The sequence below is a fragment of the Pseudomonas sp. GW821-FHT05H12 genome, from assembly GCF_059419385.1.
Map to the genome: position 1 here is coordinate 237,925 of NZ_JBWKRS010000003.1, position 18,619 is coordinate 256,543.

22 protein-coding genes are annotated in these 18,619 nt (G+C 61.4%); 11 read left to right on the forward strand and 11 right to left on the reverse strand.

Annotated elements, in window-relative coordinates; translation table 11 throughout:
• The 3 genes from AC07SU_RS04420 to AC07SU_RS04430 all read right to left on the reverse strand — a co-directional run bounded on the left by AC07SU_RS04420 (nucleotide 1) and on the right by AC07SU_RS04430 (nucleotide 2,572).
• On the reverse strand, nucleotides 1-750 hold the full coding sequence (locus tag AC07SU_RS04420) for a uroporphyrinogen-III synthase (RefSeq protein ID WP_494996305.1): 750 nt from the start codon (nucleotides 748-750) through the stop codon (nucleotides 1-3).
• Entirely contained in the window at nucleotides 747-1,688 is a 942-nt protein-coding gene (gene hemC / locus AC07SU_RS04425; protein ID WP_176994421.1) for a hydroxymethylbilane synthase, read from the reverse strand. Before hemC ends, AC07SU_RS04420 begins: the two co-directional genes overlap by 4 nt.
• 137 nt (nucleotides 1,689-1,825) lie before the next feature.
• The gene (locus tag AC07SU_RS04430) at nucleotides 1,826-2,572 is read right to left on the reverse strand and encodes a LytR/AlgR family response regulator transcription factor (RefSeq protein WP_176994422.1); all 747 of its coding nucleotides are present in this window, start codon (nucleotides 2,570-2,572) and stop codon (nucleotides 1,826-1,828) included.
• Between the two features lie 503 nt (nucleotides 2,573-3,075).
• Between AC07SU_RS04430 and argH the strand changes: the two genes are divergently transcribed.
• Complete coding sequence (gene argH / locus AC07SU_RS04435) at nucleotides 3,076-4,470, forward strand: argininosuccinate lyase (RefSeq protein WP_176994423.1); 1,395 nt, start codon at nucleotides 3,076-3,078, stop codon at nucleotides 4,468-4,470.
• 50 nt (nucleotides 4,471-4,520) lie between these two features.
• Here the strand turns inward: argH and AC07SU_RS04440 are convergent, their stop codons facing one another.
• Nucleotides 4,521-5,180, reverse strand: coding sequence for a glutathione S-transferase family protein (locus AC07SU_RS04440; protein ID WP_494996306.1), 660 nt, complete (start codon nucleotides 5,178-5,180; stop codon nucleotides 4,521-4,523).
• Nucleotides 5,181-5,306: 126 nt separating this feature from the next.
• Between AC07SU_RS04440 and AC07SU_RS04445 the strand changes: the two genes are divergently transcribed.
• From AC07SU_RS04445 to AC07SU_RS04455, 3 genes are all read left to right on the forward strand, one after another.
• On the forward strand, nucleotides 5,307-5,591 hold the full coding sequence (locus AC07SU_RS04445; protein WP_178920286.1) for a hypothetical protein: 285 nt from the start codon (nucleotides 5,307-5,309) through the stop codon (nucleotides 5,589-5,591).
• 95 nt (nucleotides 5,592-5,686) lie between these two features.
• Nucleotides 5,687-5,941, forward strand: a complete 255-nt coding sequence (locus AC07SU_RS04450; RefSeq protein ID WP_176994426.1) for a TIGR02647 family protein — start codon at nucleotides 5,687-5,689, stop codon at nucleotides 5,939-5,941.
• 167 nt (nucleotides 5,942-6,108) lie between these two features.
• Nucleotides 6,109-8,949: a class I adenylate cyclase gene (locus tag AC07SU_RS04455; protein ID WP_494996307.1), complete on the forward strand. Its 2,841-nt coding sequence runs from the start codon at nucleotides 6,109-6,111 to the stop codon at nucleotides 8,947-8,949.
• On the opposite strand, the gene rnk is transcribed toward AC07SU_RS04455, so the two are convergent.
• The 3 genes from rnk to cyaY form a co-directional block, all read right to left on the reverse strand.
• Nucleotides 8,946-9,359, reverse strand: a complete 414-nt coding sequence (gene rnk / locus AC07SU_RS04460; RefSeq protein ID WP_135311347.1) for a nucleoside diphosphate kinase regulator — start codon at nucleotides 9,357-9,359, stop codon at nucleotides 8,946-8,948. The two genes, AC07SU_RS04455 and rnk, sit on opposite strands and share 4 nt — an antisense overlap.
• 131 nt (nucleotides 9,360-9,490) lie before the next feature.
• Entirely contained in the window at nucleotides 9,491-9,709 is a 219-nt protein-coding gene (locus AC07SU_RS04465; RefSeq protein ID WP_494996308.1) for a DUF1289 domain-containing protein, read from the reverse strand.
• A gap of 2 nt (nucleotides 9,710-9,711) precedes the next feature.
• Nucleotides 9,712-10,044, reverse strand: a complete 333-nt coding sequence (gene cyaY, locus AC07SU_RS04470; protein ID WP_248485311.1) for an iron donor protein CyaY — start codon at nucleotides 10,042-10,044, stop codon at nucleotides 9,712-9,714.
• A gap of 238 nt (nucleotides 10,045-10,282) precedes the next feature.
• Here cyaY and lptM point away from each other — a divergent pair, with 238 nt between their 5' ends.
• From lptM to AC07SU_RS04500, 6 genes are read left to right on the forward strand one after another with little or no spacing between them, the layout of a single operon-like run.
• Complete coding sequence (lptM, locus tag AC07SU_RS04475) at nucleotides 10,283-10,453, forward strand: LPS translocon maturation chaperone LptM (RefSeq protein ID WP_034110232.1); 171 nt, start codon at nucleotides 10,283-10,285, stop codon at nucleotides 10,451-10,453.
• A 9-nt stretch (nucleotides 10,454-10,462) separates the two neighbouring features.
• Nucleotides 10,463-11,710 (forward strand): diaminopimelate decarboxylase, encoded by a 1,248-nt coding sequence (gene lysA / locus AC07SU_RS04480; RefSeq protein WP_494996309.1) that lies wholly within the window; start codon nucleotides 10,463-10,465, stop codon nucleotides 11,708-11,710.
• 3 nt (nucleotides 11,711-11,713) lie between these two features.
• On the forward strand, nucleotides 11,714-12,544 hold the full coding sequence (gene dapF / locus AC07SU_RS04485; protein ID WP_494996310.1) for a diaminopimelate epimerase: 831 nt from the start codon (nucleotides 11,714-11,716) through the stop codon (nucleotides 12,542-12,544).
• Between the two features lie 13 nt (nucleotides 12,545-12,557).
• A complete protein-coding gene (locus tag AC07SU_RS04490) occupies nucleotides 12,558-13,274 on the forward strand; it encodes a DUF484 family protein (RefSeq protein ID WP_494996311.1) in 717 nt (238 codons plus the stop codon).
• Between the two features lie 2 nt (nucleotides 13,275-13,276).
• The gene (gene xerC / locus AC07SU_RS04495; RefSeq protein ID WP_494996312.1) at nucleotides 13,277-14,176 is read left to right on the forward strand and encodes a tyrosine recombinase XerC; all 900 of its coding nucleotides are present in this window, start codon (nucleotides 13,277-13,279) and stop codon (nucleotides 14,174-14,176) included.
• Nucleotides 14,173-14,868 (forward strand): HAD family hydrolase, encoded by a 696-nt coding sequence (locus tag AC07SU_RS04500; RefSeq protein WP_494996313.1) that lies wholly within the window; start codon nucleotides 14,173-14,175, stop codon nucleotides 14,866-14,868. The genes xerC and AC07SU_RS04500 overlap by 4 nt, the downstream gene beginning before the upstream one ends.
• 176 nt (nucleotides 14,869-15,044) lie before the next feature.
• On the opposite strand, the gene sutA is transcribed toward AC07SU_RS04500, so the two are convergent.
• From sutA to glnK, 4 genes are all read right to left on the reverse strand, one after another.
• Complete coding sequence (sutA, locus tag AC07SU_RS04505) at nucleotides 15,045-15,371, reverse strand: dormancy-specific transcriptional regulator SutA (RefSeq protein WP_015886504.1); 327 nt, start codon at nucleotides 15,369-15,371, stop codon at nucleotides 15,045-15,047.
• A gap of 103 nt (nucleotides 15,372-15,474) precedes the next feature.
• Nucleotides 15,475-15,900 carry a secondary thiamine-phosphate synthase enzyme YjbQ gene (locus AC07SU_RS04510; RefSeq protein ID WP_176994433.1) on the reverse strand — a complete coding sequence of 142 codons (426 nt, stop codon included), beginning with the start codon at nucleotides 15,898-15,900 and terminating at the stop codon, nucleotides 15,475-15,477.
• Nucleotides 15,901-16,111: 211 nt separating this feature from the next.
• Nucleotides 16,112-17,452, reverse strand: coding sequence for an ammonium transporter (locus AC07SU_RS04515; protein WP_176994434.1), 1,341 nt, complete (start codon nucleotides 17,450-17,452; stop codon nucleotides 16,112-16,114).
• Between the two features lie 34 nt (nucleotides 17,453-17,486).
• Nucleotides 17,487-17,825: a P-II family nitrogen regulator gene (glnK, locus tag AC07SU_RS04520; RefSeq protein ID WP_002555808.1), complete on the reverse strand. Its 339-nt coding sequence runs from the start codon at nucleotides 17,823-17,825 to the stop codon at nucleotides 17,487-17,489.
• A 422-nt stretch (nucleotides 17,826-18,247) separates the two neighbouring features.
• On the opposite strand from glnK, the gene AC07SU_RS04525 reads away from it, so the two are divergent.
• Complete coding sequence (locus AC07SU_RS04525; RefSeq protein WP_176994435.1) at nucleotides 18,248-18,508, forward strand: accessory factor UbiK family protein; 261 nt, start codon at nucleotides 18,248-18,250, stop codon at nucleotides 18,506-18,508.
• Nucleotides 18,509-18,619 lie beyond the last annotated feature (111 nt).

Genomic DNA, 18,619 nt, shown 5'->3' on the forward strand with positions numbered 1-18,619 from the left:
TCATGGGACAGAGCTGCGCAACGCCACTAACAAAGCCGCGGCACTCGCACCGCGACAATCCACAACTTTTTCTGCGCCCGCTGCCCGTGCCATCTCACAGACTCGCGGGCTCGGCACGAACAACGGCAACTGTGCCACGTGCGGCCAATCCGGGCCGGCCAACGCCTGCAGGTGCAAAAAACCCTGCCCACTGCTGACCACCAGGCCATTCAAGCGTTCCAACTGGATGCGTTGCATCAGTGCCCCAGCGGCGTACACCGGCAGGAAACGGCGGTACAACTCCAGATACTCGACACTAGCACCTTGCTCGCGCAAACGCTCAGCCAGCAGCTCCCGGCCGCCTTCCCCCCGCAGGATCAACACCCGCGCACCGGGCCGTGCAACTGCTTCGCGAAGGGCCGGCAGCACCAGCAAGGCCTCGCTGTCGTCGCCGGTTTGCGGATAATGAACGTCCAGGCCCTGATCGGCCAGTACCTGCGCAGTCGCAGCACCGACACTGAACCAGGGCACTTGCGGCCAGCGCTGGTCCAACCGTTGCACAGCGAGGCGCGCAGCCGGTTTGCTGACGACGATCACCGCGCAATAGCGGCCTAGATCATCGAACACAGCCTGCTGTGTCGGTGTGATGGGTAAGGGCTCGGTGTCCAGCAAGGGCAGGCTGCTGCTGAAGATGCCCGCATCGGACAACGTCGCCGCCAGTGCCGTCGACTCCTCGGCAGGCCGCGTCAGCAGCACACGCCAGTCGGTCACTGCGGACCGGCCTCGCCATAGACTTTCTGCAGAATGGCGCCGGCGCCTTTTTCCAGCAGTTCTTCGGCCACCTGAATGCCCAGGGCCGTGGCATCACGCTGCGGGCCTCGCACCTGAGCGGTGAGCAAGGTGCCGCCGTCCGGGTCGCCCACCAAGCCACGCAACCACAGGTTTTCACCTTCAAGCACGGCGTAGCAGGCGATGGGCACCTGACAGCCGCCGTTGAGGTGCTTGTTCAAGGCACGCTCGGCGGTCACACGAACTTCGGTGTCGGGGTGATCGAGAGGCTTGAGCAGCGCGTGGATTTCACTGTCTGCGGTACGGCATTCGATGCCCACGGCGCCCTGCCCGCCGGCCGGCAAGCTGTCCTCGACGCTGATGGCCGAGGTGATGCGATCCTCGAACCCCAGACGGATCAAGCCGGCAGCGGCGAGGATGATCGCGTCATATTCACCGGCATCCAGCTTGGCCAGACGGGTGTTGACGTTGCCCCGCAGGAAGCGGATCTGCAGGTCCGGGCGACGGGTCAGCAACTGTGCCTGGCGACGCAGGCTGGAGGTGCCGACGATGCTGCCTAGCGGCAGATCGTCGAGAGAAGCATACGTGTTGGAAACGAACGCATCGCGTGGGTCTTCACGCTCGCAGATGCAGTACAGGCCCAGGCCTTCGGGGAAGTCCATCGGCACGTCTTTCATGGAGTGCACGGCGATGTCGGCTTCGTTTTCCAGTAGCGCGGTTTCCAGTTCCTTGACGAAAAGCCCCTTGCCGCCGATCTTCGACAGCGGCGAGTCGAGCAGCTTGTCGCCGCGACTGACCATGGGCACCAGGGACACTACGAGGCCCGGGTGGGCCTGCTCAAGGCGTGCTTTGACGTATTCGGCCTGCCACAAGGCCAGGGCGCTTTTACGGGTGGCGATGCGGATTTCGCGAGAGGACATGGATCAATCCGTACTGAATAGATACGGCAGATAATAACAGCTCAGGCAAATACGCTTTGATTTGAATCAGCAAGTGCGGGGCCTCCCTGGCCACGTCGCACCGGGATATGGAATACAGGCCGCGCCAGAGCCGCGGGCTAAAGCTGCTGCATCATCTTGCGCACACCGGCGACATGGCGTCGGCTGACGATCAGGGCATCGCCGTTAAGCCCTTTGAGGAACAATTGGAAGTGCCCCAATGGCGTGCGCTGCAGGCGTTCTATTCGCTCGCGGGCAACCAGCGCGTTGCGGTGGATGCGCACGAAACGATCGCCGAATTCATCTTCAAGGGCCTTGAGCGGCTCATCGAGCAATACCTCGCCGGCCTCATGGCGCAGCGTCACGTACTTGTGATCGGCAATGAAGTAGACCACCTGGCTCAGGGGAATCAGCTCGATGCCTTTACGGGTACGGGCGCTGATATGGCTGCGCGGCCCGTTGCCGCTCTGGGCTGCCGGCTGGGTCAACGCCGCGAGCTGGACACGGTTGGGGCGCTCGGCCTTCTTCAAGGCCTTGAGCAGCGCTTCGCCCGTCACTGGCTTGAACAGGAAGGCTACGCCACTGTCCTCCAGGGTCTGCGCGGGGAACTCGTCCTGGGCGGCGCACAACACCACGGCCGGTGGTGATTCACGTTCGCTCAGGCGGGCAGCGACTTGCAGGCCATCGAGGCCGGGCAGGCGGATATCAAGCAACACCACGTCCGGCTTGAGGCTGTCGATCAACGCCAACGCCTCTTCGCCCGTGGTGGCGCTCGGTTCAAGGACTGTATAACCCTCGAGTTCACTGACCAGTCGGCTCAGTCGCTCGCGGGCTTGGGGTTCGTCATCAACGATCAGGACATTCATATTGCGCTGGATTCCTGCGTGAGTCTCGCACAAGGATAGCGTAGACAGGTGCGGTGACTTGCGTCACAGCGATCCACGCTAAGACTAGCGCGAGCGGCAAAAAGTGCCCCGAGAGCGGCACCCATATTTACCCGGACCTGTTCAATTGCGCCCAAGACCTGCTGCCTTCGGGCACCGTCGTAGGGTTTGCTGATACACAATCCGAATACCCCCCTTTTTAAATGGATAGTCTGGGCTCTGACCGCATCACCCGACTTTGGTGCATTCACGCTCTATCAGTGCAACTGTAGACGCTCACTGAGACGACATTGTGCAATCGTCAAATATCGTTTCAATAAACAGCTGCCTCCAGTCTCTTCCCGGACGCGTTCGGCGGCAAGGCACTTAGCCATCCTTCGCACAAATAAAAATGCCGACCACCCGCAGCACCGCCTTCCCGGGCAACCCTGTTATTATCGCCAGCACACCTCAACGCCTCTTTTAAGCAGATCACGAGCGAATCCATGAGCACCGACAAGACCAACCAGTCCTGGGGCGGCCGCTTCAGTGAACCCGTCGACGCCTTCGTCGCCCGCTTCACCGCCTCCGTCACTTTCGACCAGCGCCTCTACCGCCACGACATCATGGGCTCCATCGCCCATGCGACGATGCTGGCCAAGGTCGGCGTACTGACCGACGCCGAACGCGATAGCATCATCGACGGCCTGACCACCATCCGTGGCGAGATCGAGGCCGGTACGTTCGACTGGCGCGTCGACCTGGAAGACGTGCACATGAATATCGAGGCCCGCCTCACCGACCGTATCGGTGTGACCGGCAAGAAACTGCACACCGGGCGTAGCCGTAACGACCAGGTGGCCACCGATATCCGCCTGTGGCTGCGTGACGAAATCGACCTGATCCTGGGCGAAATCACGCGCCTGCAAAAAGGCCTGCTGGAGCAGGCAGAGCGTGAGTCCGGCACCATCATGCCCGGCTTCACCCACCTGCAAACCGCGCAGCCCGTGACCTTCGGCCACCACCTGCTGGCCTGGTTCGAAATGCTCAGCCGCGACTACGAGCGCCTGGTGGATTGCCGCAAGCGCGCCAACCGCATGCCCCTGGGCAGCGCCGCACTGGCCGGCACCACCTACCCGATCGACCGCGAATACACCGCACAACTGTTGGGCTTTGATGCCGTAGGGGGCAACTCTCTGGACGGCGTGTCGGACCGTGACTTCGCCATCGAATTCTGCGCCGCCGCCAGCATCGCGATGATGCACCTGTCGCGCTTCTCCGAAGAGCTGGTGCTGTGGACCAGCGCGCAATTCCAGTTCATCGACCTGCCGGACCGCTTCTGCACCGGCAGCTCGATCATGCCGCAAAAGAAAAACCCCGACGTGCCGGAGCTGGTACGTGGCAAGAGCGGCCGCGTATTCGGCGCATTGATGGGCCTGCTGACCCTGATGAAAGGCCAACCCCTGGCCTACAACAAGGACAACCAGGAAGACAAGGAACCGCTGTTCGACGCCGCCGACACCCTGCGCGACTCGCTGCGTGCCTTTGCCGACATGATCCCGGCGATCAAGCCCAAGCACGCGATCATGCGTGAAGCGGCACTGCGCGGTTTCTCCACCGCCACCGACCTGGCGGACTACCTCGTACGCCGTGGCCTGCCGTTCCGCGACTGCCACGAAATCGTCGGCCATGCCGTGAAATACGGCGTGGACACCGGCAAGGACCTGGCAGAGATGAGCCTGGAAGAACTGCGTCAGTTCAGCGACCAGATCGAACAGGACGTGTTCGCCGTACTGACCCTGGAAGGTTCGGTGAATGCGCGCAACCACGTGGGGGGCACAGCACCGGCACAGGTCAAGGCAGCCGTCGCTCGCGGCCAGGCCCTGCTCGCCAGCCGCTGATCCACCCCCTGTAGGAGCCGGCTTGCCGGCTCCTACGGGTTTGATCGACACTATTTTTTGGCGGCAATCATCGCCATGAACGCCGGCATCGCCGCCTCTCGGTCCGCTGCCACCTTTTGCGCATTGGGCATGGCGTGCAGCTTGTCCAGCAACACCTTGGCCGTCGGCATCTCAGCCAACAAATCCAGCCCAAACAGCTTCTCGCCTACCGCACAGGCGAGGTTCATGCTGTACATGAAATACAGATCGGCAAGCGTGAAGCTCTCCCCCGCCACATAGGGTGCGAACTTGCCATGTCGCCCCAGCGAACCCACCCCCAGCAGCAATTCGGCCTTGGATTTGTCCTTGATTGCCTCCGGCACCGGCATCCCGAAAAACGCTTCGGCGAAACAGGCGCGGGCAGGCAATTCGATGTACAGCTCGATTTCCCGGCACAGCGCCAGCACCTGAGCGCGCTGGAACGGCTCGGCGGGCAGCAGCGAAGGCCCTTCCTGGGTTTGCTCGAGGTATTCGAGGATCACGCTGGTCTCGTTGATAAACCCCTGCTTGACGCCTAGCACCGGCACCTTGCCACGCGGGCTGACCGCCAGGGCTTCGGGGGTTTGCCCGGCAAAGAACGGCACCTCTTCGAAAGGCAGCCCTTTCTCCAGCAGCGCCAGCTTGACCATGTTGTAGTAGTTGCTGACCGAAAAACCGTAGAGCTTGAGCATTGCAGGTGCCTCCAGGCCGGGTATGGGGTTGGCTGCAAGAGTTATAGATCCCTAGCGCCCACCTGACCAGCAGCATCACCCGCCTGAATGGGCGTAGACTGGCGGCCTTTCCTTGAGGAGCCTGCCATGAGCGAGCCAACCGATATCGACAACGACGAAGAAGAATTCGCCGAAACCACCCTGATCGAAGCGATCGAGAACCAGATCGAAAGCGAGAACCCGCCCGCGGCCAAGGCCACGTTCAACAAGCTGACCCTGGTGGGTTACGAGCGTGAAGACATCCTGCAAATGATGGCCCACGTGCTGGCCGTCGAGATCGACGCGTTGCTGGAAGAGGACCGCGCGTTCAATACCGAATGGTATGAAACTGCACTGCGTGCCCTGCCAACACTGCCCCCTGAAAAGCAATAAACCCGGCACACTCAACACGCTGGACAGTTCGGCAAAGTGCGTTCACCTTATGGCCTGCTAGCCTCTAATAAATTCTTAGAAAGTCTGGAGTCCTTATGTCGTATACCCCTGAGTTGGTTGCCGAACTGGAAATCCTTGTACTCTTCCCATTGGACAGCACCAAAGAAGGCCTGAAAGTCCATCAGACCGCCTCCCCGACTGCCATCGCCGCTGCCAAACGCCTCCACGCCAAAGGGCTGATCGACCAGCCGGACGGGGGCTACCTGACCAGCCTTGGCCGTGACGCTGCAGAGCAGGCCCAGACCCTGCTGACTATCCTGACCACTGCCACGACCAAAGAAGCTGCCTGACACTTGATACCGCCCATGGAGTCCGCCGATTGCGGATTCCGAGGGCGTTGCCGTGGGGCAGATAAAATTCTGACGTCAAAAACCTTTTACCTCTAAACCTCCTACGCTTCTGACTGTAAACTCCTACATGGCCGCCCACGTCGGGCCTGCGAGCCTACGAAGCCGAAATGACCCGCACCCATGAAATCCGCCCCGACCTGGACGAAGGCATCGACCGCAAGGTGCTGGCCCAGTTGCGCGCGCGTTTCATGGCCCTCAACGACGGGCGCATGGCCCGGGCAATCGAGGGGCTGACACCCCGCCAGCAAAGCGTGCTGACGCTGTTGCCGCTGTTTTTCCATGTCAATCACCCGCTGCTGCCAGGTTATGTATCTGGCAGTACGCCTGCCGGGCTGTCGAACTTCGAACCCGACGCCCAGGCCCTGACCGAAGCCCAGCGCCTGACCCGTTCGTTTTCCTACAAGCCGCGCCATGGCAACCCGCCCCGGCCTATCCACGGCCTGTTCCTGATGGGCAGCCTCGGCACACTGGCCCAGGCCGACCAGAGCGATATGGACGTGTGGGTGTGCCACGCGCCGGACCTGGGCGAAAGCGAACTGGCCGAACTGCGCAAGAAATGCCAACTGCTGGAAACCTGGGCGCTGAGCATGGGGGCCGAGGCGCATTTCTTCCTGATCGAGCCCACGCGTTTTGTGCTGGGTGAGCGTGACACCCAGCTCAGCTCCGACGACTGCGGCACCACCCAGCACTATTTGCTGCTGGACGAGTTCTATCGCACCGCCATCTGGCTGGCCGGGCGCACGCCGATCTGGTGGCTGGTGCCGGTGTATGAAGAAACTCGCTATGCCGAGTTCACCCACGCGCTGATCTCCAAGCGCTTTATCCGCGCCGACGAAACCCTCGACCTCGGCCACTTGGCGCACATTCCCCCGGGTGAGTTCATTGGTGCCGGCCTGTGGCAACTGTTCAAGGGCATCGAAACCCCCTACAAGTCCGTGCTCAAGCTGCTGCTGACTGAGGTCTATGCCAGCGAACACCCCAAGGTGCATTGCCTGAGCCTGCGCTTCAAACGCGCAGTGTTCGCCAACCAGATGGACCTGGATGAGCTGGACCCGTACATCGTGGTCTACCGCCGCATCGAGGAGTACCTTAAGGCCCGTAACGAGCCGGAACGCCTGGAACTGGTACGGCGGGCGCTGTACCTGAAGGTCAACCGCAAACTCAGTGCCGGCAAGGGCAGCACCAGCTGGCAGCGTTTGCTGCTTGAGCGCCTGGCCCATGAATGGGGCTGGGACCAGCGCCAACTGGCGCTGCTGGACAGTCGCAGCCAGTGGAAAGTACGCCAGGTGGCGTCCGAGCGCCGCGCCCTGGTCAATGAGCTCAACTACAGCTACCGCTTCTTGACCCAGTTTGCCCGCACCGAGCAGACCGTCAGCCTGATCAACAAACGCGACCTCAATGTGCTGGGCAGGCGCCTGTACGCAGCCTTTGAACGCAAGGCCGGCAAGGTCGAGTTCATCAACCCGGGGATCGCCCCGGACCTGGCCGAAGACACCCTCACCCTGGTGCAGTCGCCCAACCGCAAGGAGCCGGGCCAGCACCATTGGGGCCTGTACAACGGCAACCTCACGGCTCTGGAGTGGGAACACTTCGCGCCGATCAAGCGCAGCCGCGACCTGTTGGAGATGCTGACCTGGTGCCATCGCAACGGAGTGATCGACACCAGCACACGCCTGGCCCTGCACCCGGGCACCAGCGACATGACCGAGTTCGAGCTGTTCAACCTGCTCGGCAGCCTGCAACAAACCATCGCCCTGCCCCTGGCCAGCGTCGACGAAGAGCGCCTGCTGCGCTCGGCGGTGCCGGAGGAAGTGTTGCTGCTGATCAACGTCGGGGTCGATCCGCTCAAGCATCACCGCGATTTGAACATCCTGATGACCACCGAGCGCACCGACTCCCTGAGCTACGCCGGGGTGCGCGACAACCTGGTGCTGACCCTGGACCAGGTCACGCTCAATAGCTGGAACGAGGTGATGGTCAGCCGCTACGACGGCCCCCACGCCTTGCTCGATTGCCTGCGCGACTACCTCAACCAACTGCCGTCGGATCACCTGCCTCGGCTGCGGGTGCGCTGCTTCTGTCACAACCGTGCGCAGTTCATTGCCCAGCGCGTTGAGGAAATTTTCGACACCGCGCAAAACCTGCTGCTGGGCCAGGGCAACCATCGCTACCTGCTTCAGGTGCAACAGCACTATCACGTCATGGAGCTGATGCCGGGGCAAGCTACCCATGTCTCGCTGCCGACCCAGGACGCGCTGATCGCCTACCTCAGCGAAGAACTGGCCAGCTACAGCCCGCTGCACCTTGACGCCATGGCCCTGGAGGATCATGACCTGGCACTGCTGCTGCCCATGGGCCAGGCCGATTGTGTGCAGGTGTTCTACCGGGTCAATGAGGGTTTCGCCGAGCTGTACGTGCTGGATGAATTCAATGCGCTGTGGCAACAGCGCCTGCCATTTCATGATGAACAGAGCCTGTTGGCGCCGCTGCAACGCTTCCTGCAGTCGATCATCTATCGACGCGAGGCGCTCTCGCCCCTGGACACCCAACAACCCTTGGGCGGCGTGCAAACCCTGTATTACCAGCTGTTGCCGTCCGGCAGTACGCGCGCGCGCGGCATCGAGCCACGCCCGGCGCCGCAGAACCCGGCGAACAAGCCGTTCTACGATGTGCAGGCGATCATCGGCAAGGCGGCGCCGGGTTTGGTTGGCATCACCCTGTATTGCAACCAGCGGGAATTTTCGGAGTTGGAATTTGGTGACCAGTTGTTTGCCGTGGTTGCCCAGGAGATTGTCGGGCAGCGCCGCGAGACCGAGCGCTACCGTTGCTACATCACCGACCTGGACCTGTCCGGCCTGCTCGGTGATGTGCAAAGCCCGAGCAACCTGTACCTGCGCTACAAGGCCGAGCTGGAGCTGTCGCTCAACGAAGCGTTGAGCCAGCTTTAGAGAGGGAAGGCGCCGCCGTCTTTCGGCTGGCCTTCAACGCTGAGCAGTTCCAGCTTGAGCGTCTTGCCGCCCGGCGCCGGCCAGTCGATGTGCTGGCCCACTTGCAGGCCCAGCAATGCGCTGCCCACCGGTGCCAGGATCGAAATCTTGCCTTCGTCGGCATTCGCGTGCTTCGGGTAGACCAGGGTCAGGTGGTAGTCCTTGCCACTGCCCTGCTCACGGCAATGCACGCTGGAGTTCATGGTCACGACACCCGCAGGCACTTCATCGTGGCCAACCACATCTTCGGCGCGGTCGAGTTCGGCTTGCAACGCTTCGACGCCGGGAGACTCGTCGCCCAGGCGGTCGATCAGTTGCTCCAGACGCTGCACGTCAAGACGGGTGAGGATGATGGACGGTGCGGTGGTCATGATTCAGGCAGACTCCTTTTTTCTGCACAAAAAAGCAAAACCCCGCCAGGAAAAGGCGGGGTTCTCACGGGCCTCGATGAGTTGAGGCGTACCCGGACACTACCACAGCGTCACAAATAAACAAGACGACCTCAGGCGCGCGCCCTGCGCTGCTCGGCCTCGGCGCAGATCACCCGGCGCCGCGCATCGTCGGCGGAGCGCCATTCCCGGATGTCTTCCACGTGGCGGAAGCAGCCGAGGCAGACTTTTTGCTCATCCAGGCGACACAAACTGATACAAGGTGACGGCACCGCCGGACTGACATTACTGAACAGCGGCTTGGGCGGGCGAATGGGTGCAGGCTGGGTCACGGTCAGATCTCGTCGAAATCCAGCGCTTCGCCGGTATATTCCTCGACCAGCCGCGCGAGCATTTCACCCAGCAGTTCCTCACTCTTGTCGCACTGCCATTTGCCGCTTTCTTCGTCATAGTCGAAGTGAACGCCACCGGAACGTGCTGCCAGCCACAGCTGACGCAAAGGCTCCTGGCGACTGAAGATCAATTGCTGACCGCTCTCGAACTTGACGGTCAGCACGCCGGCCGAGTTTTCCAGGTCCACGTCCAGGCCGCTGTCGTCGAAAATATCTTCCAGCGCCTGCTGGGTCGAATCCACCAGGTCGTGAAAACGGGCTTCGGTCAAACTCATTGTGGCAACCTCAAAAGTGTCTGGTTTTGCTCAAGCGCCGCACGATACGGGCGAGCTTCGCCGATTGCAAAGGATACCGATTTCATCACAGGTGACGGCATGAAATATCCTCAGCCAGCGTAGTACGCATCCCAACTATCTCGGCAAACCCCCGCCAGACGGGTATTCCAGCGCATAGGCAAGCTGGCGGGTGGTCGGTATACTCGGGCGCAATTAATGCATATTCAAGGATTTCGCCATGAAGCGCCTGATCTCTTCTCTTGCTGCGCTCGTCGCGGTCGCTTGCCTCGTTAGTGCCTGTGGTCAAAAAGGCCCGCTGTACCTGCCCGATGACAGCAAAGACCCGAATGAACAGGCGCAATCGTCGCAAAAGCCAGCCAAAGCGCATAAGCACGACACCTACGAATAAGGGAAACCCATGGACGCTTTTAACTACCGGGACGGCGAGCTGTTCGCGGAAGGCGTGGCGTTGTCCGCGATTGCCCAGCGCTTTGGCACCCCGACCTATGTGTACTCCCGTGCGCATATCGAAGCCCAGTACCGTTCTTTCACCGACGCGCTGAACGGCGTGCCGCATCTGGTTTGCTACGCGGTCAAGGCCAACTCCAACCTGGGAGTCCTGAATGTCCTGGCGCGATTGGGCGCTGGTTTTGACATCGTATCCCGTGGCGAGCTGGAACGCGTGCTGGCCGCTGGCGGCACCGCTGACAAAATCGTGTTTTCCGGCGTCGGCAAGACCCGCGAAGACATGCGCCGCGCCCTGGAAGTCGGCGTGCATTGCTTCAACATCGAATCCACCGACGAGTTGGAGCGCCTGCAGGTCGTGGCCGCCGAGATGGGCGTGCGTGCGCCGATCTCCCTGCGCGTCAACCCGGACGTCGACGCCGGCACCCACCCGTACATTTCCACCGGTCTCAAAGAGAACAAGTTCGGCATCGCCATTGCCGACGCCGAGGACGTGTACATCCGCGCCGCCCAGCTGCCAAACCTGGAAGTGCTGGGTGTTGACTGCCATATCGGCTCGCAACTGACCAGCCTGCCCCCCTTCCTCGATGCCCTCGACCGCCTGCTGGCGTTGATTGACCGCCTCGGCGAATGCGGCATCTACCTGCACCACATCGACCTCGGTGGCGGTGTGGGCGTGCGTTATCGCGACGAAGAGCCGCCGCTGATCGCCGACTACATCAAGGCCGTGCGTGAGCGCATCGAAGGCCGCGACCTGACCCTGATGTTCGAGCCGGGCCGCTACATTGTCGCCAATGCCGGCGTGTTGCTGACCCAGGTCGAGTACCTCAAGCACACTGAGCACAAGGATTTCGCCATCGTCGACGCGGCGATGAACGACCTGATCCGCCCGGCGCTGTACCAGGCCTGGATGAATGTCACCGCCGTGACGCCGCGCGAAGGCGCTGGCCGCAGCTATGACATCGTCGGCCCGATCTGCGAAACCGGCGACTTCCTGGCCAAGGAACGTCAACTGGCGCTGGAAGAAGGCGACCTGCTGGCCGTGCATTCGGCCGGTGCCTACGGGTTTGTCATGAGTTCCAACTACAACACCCGCGGCCGTACCGCCGAGGTGCTGGTGGACGGTGATCAAGCGTTTGAAGTGCGTCGCCGCGAGACGGTAGCCGAGTTGTATGCTGGCGAAAGCCTGCTGCCGGAGTAAGCCATGCTGCTGCGTTTTACCAAGATGCACGGGCTGGGCAATGATTTCATGGTCCTCGACCTGGTCAGCCAGCACGCGCATATCCTGCCCAAGCACGCTAAACAGTGGGGCGACCGTCACACCGGGATTGGTTTCGACCAGTTGCTGATCGTCGAGGCGCCGAGCAACCCGGAGGTGGATTTCCGTTATCGGATCTTCAACTCCGACGGTTCCGAAGTGGAGCAGTGCGGCAACGGTGCCCGCTGTTTCGCCCGGTTTGTGCTGGACAAGCGCCTGACCGCCAAGCGGCAGATTCGCGTCGAGACCAAGAGCGGCGTGATCGAGCTGGATATCCGCAGCGACGGCCAGATCAGCGTCAACATGGGTGCGCCGCGCCTGGTGCCAGCGGACATCCCGTTCCAGGCCACCGAGCAGGCGACCAGCTACGCGGTCGACGTCGACGGTCAGATCGTCGACCTGGCAGCGGTCTCCATGGGCAACCCCCATGCGGTGCTGCGGGTCAATGACATCAACAACGCTCCCGTGCATGAACTGGGGCCGAAGATCGAACATCACCCGCGCTTTCCGGCGCGGGTCAATGTGGGCTTCCTGCAGGTGATCGACCGTTCCCGCGCGCAACTGCGCGTTTGGGAACGCGGCGCCGGCGAAACCCAGGCCTGCGGTACCGGTGCTTGCGCCGCTGCCGTGGCCGCGATCAGCCAGGGATGGATGGATTCGCCCCTGCTGATCGACCTGCCCGGTGGACGCTTGTCCATCGAATGGGCAGGCCCTGGCCACCCGGTGATGATGACCGGGCCGGCCTCGCGCGTATACGAAGGACAGGTCCGTCTATGAGTGAGCCAAGCCAATGACCGATAAGCCTCAAGTACCCGCACACGCGTCCCCGAGCGAAAGTCTGGAGGCCGCCGCCGTCGCGGCGTACCTTGAGGCTAATCCGGACTTCTTCGTTGAACACGAAGAACTGCTGCCGGCCCTGCGCATTCCCCACCAGCGCGGCGACACCGTGTCGCTGGTGGAGCGGCAGATGAAGATCCTGCGCGAGCGCAATATCGAAATGCGCCACAAGCTCTCGCACTTGATGGACGTCGCCCGCGACAACGATCGCCTGTTCGAGAAAACCCGCCGCCTGATCCTGACCCTGATGGACGCCACCAGCCTGGAAGAAACGGTGATCGCCGTGGAAGACAGCCTGCGCCAGGACTTTCAGGTGCCGTTTGTCAGCCTGATCCTGTTCAGCGACAACCCGATGCCCGTGGGTCGCTGGGTCAGCGGCGGCGAAGCGCAAACGGCCATTGGCGGCTTGCTGTCCGAAGGCAAGACCATCAGCGGTACCTTGCGGGAGCATGAGCTGGACTTCCTGTTTGGCGCCGAGCAACGCAAGCAGATCGGCTCCACCGCCGTGGTCGCTCTCAGCCATCAAGGCCTGCATGGTGTACTCGCCATCGCCAGCCGCGACCCTGCGCACTACAAAAGCTCGGTGGGCACGCTGTTCCTGACCTACATCGCCGAAGTGCTGGGCCGCGTGCTGCCCCGCTTCACCACCGCCTTGCGCGCGGTGCGCTAGCCATGGAACGGCAACTGGACGCTTATTGCGCTCACCTGCGCAATGAGCGCCAGGTGTCACCCCATACGCTGGAAGCGTACCGGCGGGACTTGAACAAGGTCCTGGCATACTGCGAAAAACAACACATCACCAGCTGGAAGGCCCTGGATATCCAGAGCCTGCGCAGCCTGATCGCACGCCTGCACCAGGCCAGGCAATCCTCGCGCAGCTTGTCCCGCCTGCTCTCGGCAGTGCGAGGGCTCTATCACTACCTGAACCGTGAAGGCCTGTGCGATCACGACCCAGCCAATGGCCTGTCGCCGCCCAAGGGCGAGCGGCGCTTGCCCAAGACCCTCGACACCGACCGTGCCTTGCAGCTCCTGGACGGTGCGGTCGAAGATGACTTTCTCGCCCATCGCGACCAGGCGATTCTGGAGCTGTTCTATTCGTCAGGCCTGCGCTTATCGGAGCTGACCGGCTTGAACCTCGATCAACTCGACTTGGCGGACGGCCTGGTACAAGTACTCGGCAAGGGCAGCAAAACCCGCGTATTACCGGTGGGCAGAAAGGCCCGGGAAGCCTTGGAACTGTGGCTGCCATTGCGGCTGCTGACCAACCCTGCGGATGACGCCGTGTTTGTCAGCCAGCAAGGCCGGCGCCTGGGGCCACGGGCGATCCAGGTACGGGTGAAGGCAGCCGGCGAACGCGAGCTGGGCCAAAACCTGCATCCCCATATGCTGCGGCACTCCTTTGCCAGCCATATGCTGGAGTCGTCCCAGGACCTGCGCGCCGTGCAGGAACTGCTCGGCCACTCCGACATCAAGACCACGCAGATCTACACCCATCTGGACTTCCAACACCTGGCAACGGTGTACGACAGCGCCCATCCACGGGCCAAACGCATCAAGGGCGGCGACTCATGAGTATCAAGCTGATCACCTTCGACCTGGACGATACACTCTGGGATAACGTACCCGTCATCATCAGCGCTGAAGCGTCGATGCGTGAATGGCTGGCGGTTAATGCGTCCAAGGTCGGCGACTTGCCCCTGGAGCATTTCGCCAGTCTGCGCCAGCAAGTGCTGGAGCGTCATCCCGAGCTCAAACACCGTATCAGCATCTTGCGTCATCGCGTGTTGATGCATGCGTTCGAAGAGGCCGGTTATCCACAGCCACAGGCCACGGAAATGGCGGATGTGTGTTTTGAAGCGTTCATTCATGCGCGCCATCAGCTAACCCCGTTCCCCGAAGCCGAGCCGATGCTTCAAGCCCTGCGCCAACATTTTTTGCTGGGGGTGATCACCAACGGCAATGCCGATGTGCAGCGCGTTGGCTTGGCCGATTACTTTCACTTTGCCTTGCGTGCTGAAGACATCGGCATTGCCAAGCCGGATGCGCGGTTGTTTCAAGAGGCGTTGCAACGTGGCGGCGTGGACGCGGGCCAGGCGGTGCACATTGGCGACCATCCTGGGGATGACATTGCCGGCGCACAGCAGGCGGGTTTGCGGGCGGTGTGGTTTAACCCGACAGGTAAGGTATGGGATGCAGACAAGCGCCCGGATGCAGAGATCCGCAGCTTGAACGAGCTGCCGCCACTGCTCCAGAGCTGGAAATAATCACCCTGTAGGAGCCGGCTTGCCGGCGATAGCGGTGGGCCAGACAGCACAGGGCCAGCTGATAGACCGCCATCACTGGCAAGCCAGCTCCTACAGGTGATGTGCCCGTCTCAAATAACAGGCATGAAAAAGCCCGCAGCGACGGCGGGCTTTTTCCTACAAGCAGGTGGCTGACCTCAGATAGGTCGGCTGCCGTACTTGTTATCCGGCTTCTTCGGTGGATCTGCCACCACGTTGGCCTCGACTTCCTGCACTTTGCCGCCTTTAGCGAGGAATTCTTCCATCGCACGGGCCAGCGCATCGCGCTCTTTGTTCTTGGCTTCAACGCTCGGCAGTTCGTCTACCGACACAGCGGCCTTGGCTTTGCCTTTGGCGGCTGGAACAGGTGCATCATCGCCACCGTCGTCGTCAGCAACGTCTTCCGCCGCCGCTTCAAGACCTTCTTCGGTGTCGTCTTCGTCACCTACTTCGAGTTCGTCGTTTTCCAGATCATCGTCGCTCATGTTCTACCTCATGACTTGCGAAAAGCAGATTAGTTATAGCCCAGCTTCACCATCTGTCGAAGGCTGCCGGAAAAAAATCAACATCCACTGGGTTTCCAGTGGCTTATGCCTCTTCACCGTGCAAGGTGGCGAGGACTTTACGAGCACCGCCATGATCACGGTGCTCGCCCAGATAAACACCTTGCCAGGTCCCCATCGCCAAGCGGCCGGCCTTGACCGGCAAACTCAGCTGGCAGCCCAGGAGACTGGCCTTGAAGTGCGCCGGCAGGTCATCCGGACCTTCGTCGTTGTGTTCGAACCCGGCACGGCCTTGCGGCACCAGCGAATTGAAATAACGTTCGAAGTCACGGCGAACCGCCGGGTCGGCATTCTCGTTGACGGTCAACGATGCCGAGGTGTGCTGCAGCCACAGGTGCAAAAGCCCCACACGACAGGCCTTCAATTCAGGCAAGCCGGCCAGCAACTCATCGGTCACCAGGTGAAAGCCCCGGGGCTTTGCCCGCAGGGTAATCAGGGTCTGTTGCCACATACAGTTCTCCGCCCATCGGCGCGCATTCTAGCGCGCTCTGGGAAAAAACAAAGTGTCGAATACGCCTACATGCCTGTAAGACATTCGCATGCTGAAAAGTGCCGTGTGCATCCCATCACAAACTCGATGCAAAAACCGTTACAGCGCTCCATGACTGACAAACACCAGACAAAAAAATGCCCGGCAAGCCGGGCATCTTTTTTTCGCGTACTTACAAGTTGTAGCCGCGTTCGTTGTGTTGCGCCAGGTCGAGGCCAACCGCCTCTTCCTCTTCGGTAACCCGCAGGCCCATCACAGCATCCAGCACCTTGAGGATGATGAAGGTCACGATGGCCGTGTAGATCACGGTGAAGCCGACGCCTTTGCACTGGATCCAGACTTGCGCCGCGATGTCAGTGGTAGCCGCGTTGAAGCCACCCAGCGAAGGGGCTGCGAACACGCCGGTCAGGATCGCGCCGAGGATACCGCCGATACCGTGCACGCCGAAGGCGTCCAGGGAGTCGTCGTAGCCCAGTTTGCGTTTCAGGGTAGTGGCGCAGAAGAAGCACACCACGCCAGCTGCCAGGCCGATCACCAGGGCGCCCATCGGGCCCACGGTACCAGCGGCCGGAGTAATTGCTACCAGGCCAGCCACGACACCCGAGGCGATGCCCAGTGCGCTTGGCTTACCGTGGGTGACCCACTCGGCGAACATCCAGCCCAGGGCCGCAGCAGCGGTCGCGATCTGGGTAACCAGCATCGCCATGCCGGCGGTGCCGTTGGCCGCCGCAGCGGAACCGGCGTTGAAACCGAACCAGCCCACCCACAGCATGGCCGCGCCCACCAGGGTGTAACCCAGGTTGTGCGGTGCCATTGGCGTGGTCGGGAAACCTTTGCGCTTGCCCAGTACCAGGCACGCCACCAGGCCAGCCACACCGGCGTTGATGTGCACCACGGTGCCGCCCGCGAAGTCCAGCACGCCCCAGTCGCCCAGCAACGAACCCGGACCGCCCCATACCATGTGGGCAATCGGCGCGTAGACCAGGGTGAACCAGACGCCCATGAAGATCAGCATCGCGGAGAACTTCATGCGCTCGGCGAATGCACCGACGATCAGTGCAGGGGTGATGATGGCGAAGGTCATCTGGAAGGTGACGAACACCGCCTCAGGGAACAGCGCCGCAGGGCCGGTGATGCTCGCCGGGGTGACGCCCGACAGGAACAACTTGGACAGGCCGCCCACGAAGGAATTGAAGTTGACAACGCCCGCTTCCATACCGGTGGTATCGAACGCCATGCTGTAGCCGTAGACAAACCACAGGATGGTGATCAGACCGGTGATGGCGAAGCACTGCATCATCACGGAAAGAATGTTTTTGGAGCGAACCATGCCGCCGTAGAACAGCGCCAGGCCCGGAATGGTCATGAACAGTACCAGCGCGGTGGATGTGAGCATCCACGCCGTGTCGCCGGAATTGAGGACTGGAGCAGGGGCTGGATCCGCCGCCAATGCCAGGGCCGGCATTACGAGGGACAACAGGGCTCCTAGCCCTGCGAATTTACGCAGAGTCATATTGTTTTCTCCTGGGGCGTTGGGGTTTGGCGGCTTAGATTGCGTCGGTATCGGTTTCGCCGGTACGGATGCGAATAGCCTGTTCCAGATTGACCACGAAGATCTTGCCGTCACCGATCTTGCCGGTGTTGGCGGCCTTGGTTATCGCTTCGATAACCCGGTCAAGATCCTTGTCGTCAATGGCGACATCAATCTTCACCTTCGGCAGGAAATCGACCACGTATTCCGCGCCGCGATACAGCTCGGTGTGACCCTTCTGCCGACCGAAGCCTTTGACCTCAGTAACGGTAATGCCCTGCACGCCGATCTCGGACAACGACTCGCGTACATCGTCCAACTTGAACGGCTTGATGATGGCAGTGACTAGCTTCATGAAAACTCTCTCCCGAATTGGTGGACTTGCCCCAGGAAAACAAACCCGTCTCAAGTCTAAGCGCAGTGCCTGGCTTTGTAACGCGTCGTCGCCTCGGCATTTGCCTTTGCGACGCCAGCGAACCACTGGTGACGAAACCTGTACCCCTGATCCGTCGGCGCACTGCATTCGTCACAGCGACTGCATCAGTGCATGGGTCATGATCGTCTAAGCAGAAACCTTGCCAGCTCCGTAAAAATCACTGAAATCAGTCCTTTACCCACTTATGCCCACCTGCCGGGCTTTTTGGCGGCGGCAATGCGCACAAAAACAGTGCGCCACTGCCCGCCCCATTGCGCGAAAAGCGTGCGCCCCAGGCCGTGAAAAAGACTATAGACGGTGCGTGGTACACTGCCGGCCAACAGTTTTCCGGAATATTTCCCATGCTCGCGCCCAAAGACCTCCTCGACGCCCTGAGCGGCCACGCCTCTCGCCTGTTCAGCGGCGACACCCCGCTGCCCCGCAACGAAATCGAAAGCCAGTTCAAGGCGCTGCTGCAAAGTGGCTTCAGCAAACTCGACCTGGTCAGCCGGGAAGAGTTTGATAGCCAGATGGTGGTCCTGGCCCGCACGCGTGCGCGGCTGGAGAGCCTGGAGGCGAAGGTGGCAGAGCTGGAAGCACGGCTGACACCGCCGTCTGAATAACGCCACCCCCTGTAGGAGCTGGCTTGCCAGCGATCGCATCACCTCGGTACAACTGAAATACCGAGTCGTCTGCATCGCAGGCAAGCCAGCTCCCACATAAAGCGCCGTGGG

What these genes read in the sequence shown, in the direction of transcription:
- hemC (WP_176994421.1), bottom strand. Translation starts at nt 1,688, where the DNA reads ATGTCCTCTCGCGAAATCCGCATCGCCACCCGTAAAAGCGCCCTGGCC.
- AC07SU_RS04430 (WP_176994422.1), bottom strand. Translation starts at nt 2,572, where the DNA reads ATGAATGTCCTGATCGTTGATGACGAACCCCAAGCCCGCGAGCGACTG.
- argH (WP_176994423.1), top strand. Translation starts at nt 3,076, where the DNA reads ATGAGCACCGACAAGACCAACCAGTCCTGGGGCGGCCGCTTCAGTGAA.
- AC07SU_RS04440 (WP_494996306.1), bottom strand. Translation starts at nt 5,180, where the DNA reads ATGCTCAAGCTCTACGGTTTTTCGGTCAGCAACTACTACAACATGGTC.
- AC07SU_RS04445 (WP_178920286.1), top strand. Translation starts at nt 5,307, where the DNA reads ATGAGCGAGCCAACCGATATCGACAACGACGAAGAAGAATTCGCCGAA.
- AC07SU_RS04450 (WP_176994426.1), top strand. Translation starts at nt 5,687, where the DNA reads ATGTCGTATACCCCTGAGTTGGTTGCCGAACTGGAAATCCTTGTACTC.
- AC07SU_RS04455 (WP_494996307.1), top strand. Translation starts at nt 6,109, where the DNA reads ATGACCCGCACCCATGAAATCCGCCCCGACCTGGACGAAGGCATCGAC.
- rnk (WP_135311347.1), bottom strand. Translation starts at nt 9,359, where the DNA reads ATGACCACCGCACCGTCCATCATCCTCACCCGTCTTGACGTGCAGCGT.
- cyaY (WP_248485311.1), bottom strand. Translation starts at nt 10,044, where the DNA reads ATGAGTTTGACCGAAGCCCGTTTTCACGACCTGGTGGATTCGACCCAG.
- lptM (WP_034110232.1), top strand. Translation starts at nt 10,283, where the DNA reads ATGAAGCGCCTGATCTCTTCTCTTGCTGCGCTCGTCGCGGTCGCTTGC.
- lysA (WP_494996309.1), top strand. Translation starts at nt 10,463, where the DNA reads ATGGACGCTTTTAACTACCGGGACGGCGAGCTGTTCGCGGAAGGCGTG.
- dapF (WP_494996310.1), top strand. Translation starts at nt 11,714, where the DNA reads ATGCTGCTGCGTTTTACCAAGATGCACGGGCTGGGCAATGATTTCATG.
- AC07SU_RS04490 (WP_494996311.1), top strand. Translation starts at nt 12,558, where the DNA reads ATGACCGATAAGCCTCAAGTACCCGCACACGCGTCCCCGAGCGAAAGT.
- xerC (WP_494996312.1), top strand. Translation starts at nt 13,277, where the DNA reads ATGGAACGGCAACTGGACGCTTATTGCGCTCACCTGCGCAATGAGCGC.
- AC07SU_RS04500 (WP_494996313.1), top strand. Translation starts at nt 14,173, where the DNA reads ATGAGTATCAAGCTGATCACCTTCGACCTGGACGATACACTCTGGGAT.
- sutA (WP_015886504.1), bottom strand. Translation starts at nt 15,371, where the DNA reads ATGAGCGACGATGATCTGGAAAACGACGAACTCGAAGTAGGTGACGAA.
- AC07SU_RS04510 (WP_176994433.1), bottom strand. Translation starts at nt 15,900, where the DNA reads ATGTGGCAACAGACCCTGATTACCCTGCGGGCAAAGCCCCGGGGCTTT.
- AC07SU_RS04515 (WP_176994434.1), bottom strand. Translation starts at nt 17,452, where the DNA reads ATGACTCTGCGTAAATTCGCAGGGCTAGGAGCCCTGTTGTCCCTCGTA.
- glnK (WP_002555808.1), bottom strand. Translation starts at nt 17,825, where the DNA reads ATGAAGCTAGTCACTGCCATCATCAAGCCGTTCAAGTTGGACGATGTA.
- AC07SU_RS04525 (WP_176994435.1), top strand. Translation starts at nt 18,248, where the DNA reads ATGCTCGCGCCCAAAGACCTCCTCGACGCCCTGAGCGGCCACGCCTCT.